At 70.5% G+C, this 8,186-nt stretch carries 10 protein-coding genes; 8 read left to right on the forward strand and 2 right to left on the reverse strand.

All coding sequences use genetic code 11. The features are described 5' to 3' along the window. From VFZ39_RS18845 to VFZ39_RS18875, 7 genes are all read left to right on the forward strand, one after another. Positions 1–540: GNAT family N-acetyltransferase (locus tag VFZ39_RS18845; RefSeq protein ID WP_330867344.1), on the forward strand; the 540-nt coding region annotated here is incomplete at its 5' end. 38 nt (positions 541–578) lie between these two features. Beyond that, positions 579–1,403 carry an SCO6745 family protein gene (locus VFZ39_RS18850; protein ID WP_330867345.1) on the forward strand — a complete coding sequence of 275 codons (825 nt, stop codon included), beginning with the start codon at positions 579–581 and terminating at the stop codon, positions 1,401–1,403. 12 nt (positions 1,404–1,415) lie between these two features. Then, positions 1,416–1,823, forward strand: a complete 408-nt coding sequence (locus tag VFZ39_RS18855) for an arsenate reductase ArsC (RefSeq protein ID WP_330867346.1) — start codon at positions 1,416–1,418, stop codon at positions 1,821–1,823. Positions 1,824–1,893: 70 nt separating this feature from the next. Beyond that, positions 1,894–2,898, forward strand: a complete 1,005-nt coding sequence (locus VFZ39_RS18860) for an NAD(P)-dependent alcohol dehydrogenase (RefSeq protein WP_330867347.1) — start codon at positions 1,894–1,896, stop codon at positions 2,896–2,898. After that, positions 2,895–3,407, forward strand: coding sequence for a GNAT family N-acetyltransferase (locus VFZ39_RS18865; protein WP_330867348.1), 513 nt, complete (start codon positions 2,895–2,897; stop codon positions 3,405–3,407). Before VFZ39_RS18860 ends, VFZ39_RS18865 begins: the two co-directional genes overlap by 4 nt. Positions 3,408–3,608: 201 nt before the next feature. Further along, entirely contained in the window at positions 3,609–5,054 is a 1,446-nt protein-coding gene (locus tag VFZ39_RS18870; RefSeq protein ID WP_330867349.1) for an APC family permease, read from the forward strand. Position 5,055: 1 nt separating this feature from the next. Then, positions 5,056–5,946, forward strand: coding sequence for a universal stress protein (locus VFZ39_RS18875; RefSeq protein ID WP_330867350.1), 891 nt, complete (start codon positions 5,056–5,058; stop codon positions 5,944–5,946). Between the two features lie 34 nt (positions 5,947–5,980). Here the strand turns inward: VFZ39_RS18875 and lysA are convergent, their stop codons facing one another. After that, entirely contained in the window at positions 5,981–7,261 is a 1,281-nt protein-coding gene (gene lysA, locus VFZ39_RS18880; RefSeq protein WP_330867351.1) for a diaminopimelate decarboxylase, read from the reverse strand. Positions 7,262–7,303: 42 nt separating this feature from the next. Further along, positions 7,304–8,011: an aspartate/glutamate racemase family protein gene (locus VFZ39_RS18885; RefSeq protein ID WP_330867352.1), complete on the reverse strand. Its 708-nt coding sequence runs from the start codon at positions 8,009–8,011 to the stop codon at positions 7,304–7,306. Positions 8,012–8,088: 77 nt separating this feature from the next. On the opposite strand from VFZ39_RS18885, the gene VFZ39_RS18890 reads away from it, so the two are divergent. Next, a partial coding sequence (locus tag VFZ39_RS18890; protein ID WP_330867353.1) for a LysR family transcriptional regulator occupies positions 8,089–8,186 on the forward strand: 98 nt, incomplete at its 3' end.

The raw sequence follows: 8,186 nt of genomic DNA on the forward strand, positions 1-8,186 counted from the left end.
CGGCGGCTCCAGAACGCCGGGTTCACACACCGCCGGACGTTCTGGGAGATGATCGGACCGGTCACCGAGCAGACCCGCACCGGGCGATCGGTCCCGGGGCTCACGATCAGCGCGACGGACGACACCCGCGCGATCCACGCCGTCTTCGAGAAGGGTTTCGAGGACCACTGGGGATACGTGCCACTGACGTACGACGACTGGATGCCGGTGGCTACCACGCTCGCCGGGTACGACCCAGGCCTCTGGTTCCTGGCCGAGCAGGAAGGCAGGCCTGCGGCAGCCATGACCCTGAGTCGACGTCTCGAGTCCGACGGCGTGATGTACGTCCAGGAGCTCGCGACCCTCCCCGACTACCGGCACCGGGGAATCGCGACAGCGCTGCTCACGCACGCCTTCGACCGCGCTGCGAGTGAGGGTCTCGGGCAGGTGTCTCTTCACGTGGACAGCGAGAACACGCATGATGCGCCGTCGCTGTACCGGAGAGCCGGGCTCGAGGTGCGGTGCGCGTTCCACGCCCACGTCCTGGACCTGGAGCTGTAGGAGGAAGTGATTCGCCGCTCCTGGTTAGGGTCCGGTTCATGGAGCCGACTGCCCGACGCTTGTTCCGGCTCGTCGAACCGATCCACCTGGTCACCTACTTCGCCGACGAGCCCACCGATGCCCTGATGGCACTCGGCCACCGGAACTACTGGGACGGCTACTTCGCCGGCCGGGCCGCGCCGCTGGGCCGGGGGGTGCCGGCGCAGGTGGTGCATGCGATCTTCTACAACTTCGCCGAGGGCGAGGTCGCCCGCCACATCCCCCGCGTCTGGGAGATGGCTACTCCCGAGGCCGCGCTCGCCGCTCGCCTGCAGGGCAGTGTGGCAGCGCTGAGGCGGATCCTCGGCCGGCTCGCCGACTCACCCGGCCTGGCGCGGGCTGCCGACCTCGCCGCGAAGGCGGCGACCAGCGCCCCCACGGAGGGACGGACCATGTACGCCGCGCTCCGGGTGCTCCCAGTGCCCGAGGAGCCACTCGCCCGCCTCTGGCACGCGGCGACCATGCTCCGCGAGCACCGCGGGGACGGGCACGTGGTCGCGCTCGTCGCCGCGGACATCGGCGGGACCGAGGCCCATGCGCTCCACGCGCTCTCCGAGGGCACGGCGGCTGAGAAGTTCGGCAGGATCCACCACCTGCCGCGGGCGAGACTGGCCGCAGTGGCGGACGGGATGCGCGCCCGCGGCCTGATCGACGCCTCGGGCTGGCTCACCGACACCGGCCGAGCGACCAAGGCGCAGATCGAGGCACTCACCGACGACCTCGCCACGCCGCCGTACGACAGCCTGGCGCCGAGCGAGCTCGACCAGCTGATCGCTGACCTCGAGCCGATCGCCGGGGCGCTCGACGCCGCCGGATCCCGATAGGTCGCGCGACGCATGACCGAGAACGCGACCAAGCCGACGGTGCTCTTCGTGTGCGTCCACAACGCAGGCCGCTCTCAGATGGCCGCCGGCTACCTCCGACACCTGGCCGGCGACCGCATCGACGTCCTCTCGGCTGGGTCCCAGCCCGCCGACCAGGTGAACCCCGTCGCGGTGGCGGCCATGGCAGAGGACGGCATCGACATCGCCTCGCAGGAGCCGAAGCTGCTGGCCGACGCGGCGGTCCGTCGGGCCGACGTGGTGGTCACCATGGGGTGCGGCGACGAGTGCCCGTTCTACCCCGGGAGGCGTTACGAGGACTGGGTCCTGGACGATCCCGCCGGGCTGGACATCGACGCCGTCCGCCCCATCCGCGACGAGATCCGAGCGCGGGTACGGATCCTGGTCGACGAGCTCGGCTGACACTCGCGCCCAACGTGCACCCTGCGCCCGGCGCTGCCGGAGCGGCTGTCCACGCACCCATACTGGGCTGGTGCGTGCAGCGGTCCGGACGCGGTACGGCGGCCCGGCCGTCGTCCGCTTCGAGGACGTCCCCGATCCGGTCCCCGGCAGAGGCGAGATCCTGGTGCGGGTCCACGCGACCACCGTCAACCGCACCGACTGTGCGTACCGGTCCGGACAGCCGTGGATCAACCGGGCCTTCTGTGGCTGGCCTCGACCCCGGGTCCATGTGCTGGGCTCGGAGTACGCCGGCGTCGTGGTCGGTATCGGGGAGGACGTCACGTCCTACGCCGTCGGTAGCCGGGTGTTCGGGTTCGTCGACGGCCGGCCCGGCGCCCACGCCGAGCTGGTGACTGTCGCTGCCGACGGGCTGGTCGCCCCGGTGCCCGAGGGATGGGACCTGGCCGACGCGGCCCCAGGCATGGAGGGGGCGCACTACGCCCATGCATTCCTCCGCGTGACCGGCCTGGAGCCAGGTGACCGCGCGCTCGTGCACGGGGCAACCGGTGGGATCGGCACGGCGGCCGTGCAGCTGCTACGCGCCGAGGGTGTGGAGGTGACTGCGGTCTGCGACCGGCTGCCCCCAGGCCGCCCGGACCTGTTGAACGACCTGGGAGCGGCACGCGTCGTCGAGCTGCAGGGGGAGACCGGCGTCGACTCGGTCGGGAGCGGCTTCGATGCCGTCCTCGACGCCACCGGGCACACCTCCTTCGGCGCAGCGCGCCGACTGCTCCGACCGGGCGGCAGCTACCTCTCCTCGGACCTGGGCCGGGGATGGCAGAACGTCCTGCTCGCAGCAGCCGGACCGGTGCCCCGCGCGCTGGGTCGCCGTCACGTGCGCTTTCCGTTACCGCGTGAGGATGCCGGACTCGCCTCCTACCTGGGTCACCTCATGGACCGTGGCGACTACCGCCCGGTGGTCGACCGGACCTACTCGTTCGACGAGCTGCGGGAGGCCTACGCCTACGTCGACACCGGCAGGAAGGTGGGCAACGTCGTGGTGGTGATGCCGGAAATCGGCAGGAACGCGGGGTGAGCCGCGAGGTCGTGCTCGAAACGGATCGCCTGCTGCTCAGGCCATGGCGGACCGCCGAGGCCGTCATCCAGCGCGAGATGTGGATCGAACGCGATCCACGAGTGCCGCCACACCGCCGCATCGACGCGGACGGGCACCCCACGGTCGCGGATCTCGAGGAGGCGATTCTCGCCAACCCTCCCTCGTCGGTCGGGCTGCTGGCGGTCCAGCGGAAGGCCGCTGGCGACGTCGTCGGCTACTGCGGCCTGGTCGACCCTGGACCAGGGGCGCACCGGCCGGAGCTGGCCTTCGAGTACCTCCGCCGCGCCTGGGGACACGGCTACGCGACGGAGGCATCGTGGGCGGTACTGGACTGGGCGAGATCGTCCGGGTACGAGCGGCTGTGGGCCTCCGTGTGGGACTGGAACACCGCGTCTCGCCGGGTGCTGGCGAAGGTCGGTTTCATCGAGGTGGAGCGTGAGGAGACCACCACCTACGGGACGAACCTGGTGACGACGCGACAGCTCTGACGGGCCGAGCTGTTGTCCCGAGCCCCGGGGGTATCGAGACGGTTGCTGCGCAACCTCCTCAACCACCGGGGGTTGGCACATCCTCCAGCCACCGGGGCCTGGCGGCGTCCTCGATACCCGCGCGTCGCAGGCCTGCATCGGCACTGTTCACGCACCGCCGGGAGCGCTAGTTTCAGGAGAACCCTCGGGAGGGAGGCCCCGGTGTCTGTCACTCTCAGCGAGCAGCTGACTCGCAAGAAGCCCATGGCGGTGAAGAAGGGTCCGCATGAAGGCCCTGATCTGGAGCGCAGCTTCGGCACCTTCCAGCTGACCATGTTCGGCGTCGGCGCCACCGTCGGCACGGGCATCTTCTTCGTGCTGCAGGAGGCGGTCCCGGACGCCGGGCCGGCCGTGATCCTGTCGTTCCTGATCGCCGGCCTGGCGGCCGGCCTCTCCGCGCTGTGCTACGCGGAGCTGGCCAGCGCCATCCCGGTCAGCGGCTCGACGTACTCCTACGCCTACCACGCCCTCGGCGAGCTCGTGGCGATGGGCATCGCCGCCTGCGTCCTGCTGGAGTACGGCGTCGCCGCCTCCGCGGTGGCCGTCGGGTGGAGCGGCTACTTCAACGAGCTCCTCGACCAGACGATCGGGGTGACGATCCCGGAATCCCTGTCCTACTCGCCGATCCCGTACGACGGCACCAACGGCCTGATCAACCTGCCCGCGATCGTGCTGGTCGCGTTGTGCACGATGCTCCTGATCCGGGGAGCCAGCGAGTCGGCGCGGGTCAACACCGTCATGGTGCTCATCAAGCTGAGCGTGCTGGTGCTGTTCATCGCGATCGGCCTGACAGCATTCCAAGCCGACCGCTTCGACAACTTCTGGGCCTCCGGGTCGGCGGGCATCAGCGCTGCGGCCGGCACGATCTTCTTCTCCTTCATCGGCCTCGATGCGGTCTCCACCGCGGGCGAGGAGGTGCGCAACCCGCAGAAGGCACTCCCTCGCGCCATCATCGGTGCGCTCGTGATCGTGGTCACGATCTACGTGCTCGTGGCCGTCGCCGGCGTCGGCGCACAGCCGATCGACGAGTTCTCCAGCCCGGAGCAGGAGAGCGCGGGGCTGTCGGTCATCCTCGAGAACATCACCGGCAGCGCCACCCCGGGCACGATCCTGGCCGCGGGCGCCGTCATCTCGATCTTCTCGGTCACCCTGGTCACGCTGTACGGCCAGACCCGCATCCTGTTCGCCATGGGCCGCGATCGGATGCTGCCGGACAAGTTCGCCGAGGTGAGCCCGCGCACCCTGACCCCGGTCTTCAACACGATCGTCGTCGGAGTAGTGGTCGCGATCATCGCCGGGTTCGTCCCCTCCGACTACCTGTGGGACACCGTGTCCATCGGCACCCTGATCGCGTTCTCCACGGTCGCGATCGGCGTGCTCGTCCTGCGGCGTACCCAGCCCGACCTCGAGCGCCCGTTCAAGGTGCCGGGCTACCCCGTGACCCCGTTGCTCACCGTCGCCGCCTGCGTCTACGTGCTGTCCGGCCTGGCCGCCATCACCTGGGTGATCTTCGGGGTGTGGCTCGCGGCCGTGATGGCGTTCTACTTCCTGTGGGGACGCCACCACTCACGCCTCAACTCGGGCCTCCCGATCGGTGAGGACGCCTGAGATGACGCTCGTCGTCGGGTTCCCGCCCGGAAAGGACGACTGGTCACCGATCGAGCTCGGAGCCACTCTGGCGAGGTCCGTGGGAACCGACCTGCTCGTCGTCTCGGTCGTGCCCACGGTCTGGCCCACCCCGGTCGCCGGTGGCACCGACCGGGAGTACGAGGTCTGGGCCGAGCAGCATGGCGCGGCGGCCGTCGCCGAGGCCAACGCGATCCTGGCCGAGGTCTGCCCCGACGTGGCCGCGGTCGTCCGCTGGACACCGGGGCGCTCGATCGCGAGCACGCTCCTCGAGCAGGCCGAGGAGATCGAGGCCGGCATGATCGTCGTCGGGTCGGGAAGCACCGGTAGCTACGGCAGGGTCCACCCGGGGTCCATCGGTGACTGGCTGTTGCACTCGTCCCACATCCCGGTCGCGGTGGCGACGCACGACTACGTCGGCAGTGAACACGGGCGGCTCCGCCGGGTGTCGTGCGCCTTCCGCGGCGACGACCGGTCGTTGCAGACCATGGAACGCACGGCTGCCATCTGTGCGGACATCGGTGCCTCCCTTCGACTGGTGACCTTCGCGGTACGGGGCCGCACCGTCTACACGGCCGGCGTGGGCGTGCAGGCCGAGGACGTCGTCCTGGACCGGTGGGTCGACCAGGCGACGGCAGCTCAGGCCGAGGCGCTGCGGTTGCTCAAGGAGTCCGAGAACGCACCCAGCGAGGTCGACAGCGTCGTCTCCACCGGACGTTCCTGGGGGGCCGCCATCGACCGACTGGACTGGGATCGCGACGAGGTCCTGGTGGTGGGGTCCTCCTCGGCCAGCGTCATCGAGCGGATCTTCCTGGGCTCGAACGCCTCCAAGATCCTCCGACACTCGCCGGTACCGGTGGTCGTGGTCCCCTGACGGGAGCCGGCCCGGTGATCAGCGCACCGGTCCGTCATCGCGCCGGATCGACGTCTCGCCGAAGCAGGTCCTCCCACGTCTCGCGGCGGACGACGGTCCGCCAGGAGCCGTCGCGCGCGAAGACCACCGGCAGGCGTCGGTTCCCGTTGTAGTTGTTGGCCATCGTGAAGCAGTAGGCGCCGGTGGCGGGCACCACGACGAGGTCTCCCACGCTCGGTCGGGCCAGCGTCACGTCGCGAACCAGGACGTCGCCGCTCTCGCAGTGCCGACCGACGAGCTGGCAGACCTCGTCGCCACCGTCGAGCCGGCCGACGATCCCCGCCTCGAACCGCTGGTCGTACAGGGCGACCTCGAGGTTGTCGCCCATGCCGCCGTCCACGGCCACGAACGTGTGCTTCCCGCGCTTCACCGTCACCACCGAGTAGACGGTGCAGGCAGCGGCCGCCACCATGCTGCGACCCGGCTCGACGATGATCTCGGCCTCTATCGGGAGGTGCGCCCGGCAAGCCTCCATCAGGGTGTCGAGGTACGCCGACACGGTCGGCGGCTCGTCGGACCAGGTGTAGCGGGCGCCCAGGCCGCCGCCGAGATCGTAGACCGGGAACTTCCCCAACCGGGCGACCGCGGCCACGGCTTGGGCGAAGGGCTCCGTCTGAAGGATCTGCGAGCCGACGTGCACGTGGAGTCCCTGCATCCGCAGCGAGCGGGACGACTCGATCCTGCGGATCACGACGGTGGCGTCGGCGGGCGCGAGCCCGAACTTCGAGTCGCCGTGGCCGGTGAGGACGCTGTCGTGGGTCTCCGCCGTGACGCCGGGAATCACCCGGACCAAGACGTCGACGACGCGACCCGCCGGCACGGCGGCCTCCAGTCGGTCGACGTCATCGGGACCGTCCACCACCACGAGGCCGAGACCGTGCTCGACCGCGAGCGCGATCTCGTCGGCGAGCTTGGCGTTGCCGTGCAGGATGACCAGCCGGGGGTCGACGCCGGCCTTGAGGGCGCTCAGGATCTCGCCGCCGCCGGCCACGTCGAGCCCCAGCCCTTCCTCGACCATGACCCGCTGGGCGGCCGTGCACGGGAACGCTTTGGACGCGAAGACCACCCGGCTGCGCGGCCAGCGCGCGGCGAGAGCCCCGACGTACTCCCTGGCCCTGGCGCGCAGCGCGTCCTCCGCCACGACGAGGACGGGCGTGCCGGCCCCGGCTGCGATCTCATCGAGGCGACACCCGCCGACACGCGGGACGCCGTCGTCGGTGAGCACGGTGCCCCAGGGGAGCAGCTCCAGAAGGGACCGCGACGGGGAACGGGCCATGGCCGATCGTGGCACACACCGGCCGGCCGGCCCGGATGCGCGTCAGGCGAGCGCCGGCTCCGGAGCCAACGAGAAGTCCGCCAGCGCGCGGGCGTGCGCGTCGGCGGAGCAGATCAGCGGGAGCGGGCTGTCGGGGCCGGAGACCAGCAGGCCGATCTCGGTACAGGCGAGCACGACGGCCTCGGCGCCCTGTGAGGCGAGCCGCTCGATGACGTCGACGTACGCCGCCCGAGAGGCATCGACGATCTTGCCCTGCGTCAGCTCGTCGAAGACGACACGGTCCACCAGCTCGCGCTCGGGTTCCGAGGGGACCACTGCGGTGATGCCGTGCCGGGCCAGCCGGTCGGCGTAGAACGACTCCTCCATCACCCACCGGGTGCCGAGGATGCCGAGCCGGGTCCACCCGTGGGACGACGCGACGCCGGCGACGGCGTCACCGATGTGGAGCAGCGGTACGTCGACCGCCGACTCGACCGCCGGCGCGACCTTGTGCATCAGGTTGGTGCAGATCGCGACCGCGTCGGCGCCACCGGTGACGCAGGCCTGGGCGGCACGACCGAGCAGGACCCCCGCCCCCGCCCAGTCGCCGTCGACCTGACACTGGCGGATCGTCGCGAAGTCCAACGACTGCAGCGCGATCGGCGCGGACGCGTGGCCGCCGAGTCGGTCGGCGACGACCTCGTTGATGATCCGGTAGTAGGTCGCGGTCGAGTGCCAGCTCATGCCGCCGATGAGTCCAAGGGTACGCATGACTCAACCATCACCGAATCGAGTGATCCAAGGTAGTCCGAACTTTCTTGGCAGAGACATAAGCGATACTTTGAGGCATGGATCCCCGTCGTGTGCTCGTCTTCCGTGCGGTCGCCCGGGCCGGGTCGCTCAGTGGCGCCGCCCGAGAGCTCGGATGGACCCAGCCGGCGGTCAG

It is taken from the genome of Nocardioides sp. (assembly GCF_036374615.1).
Lineage (GTDB): Bacteria > Actinomycetota > Actinomycetes > Propionibacteriales > Nocardioidaceae > Nocardioides.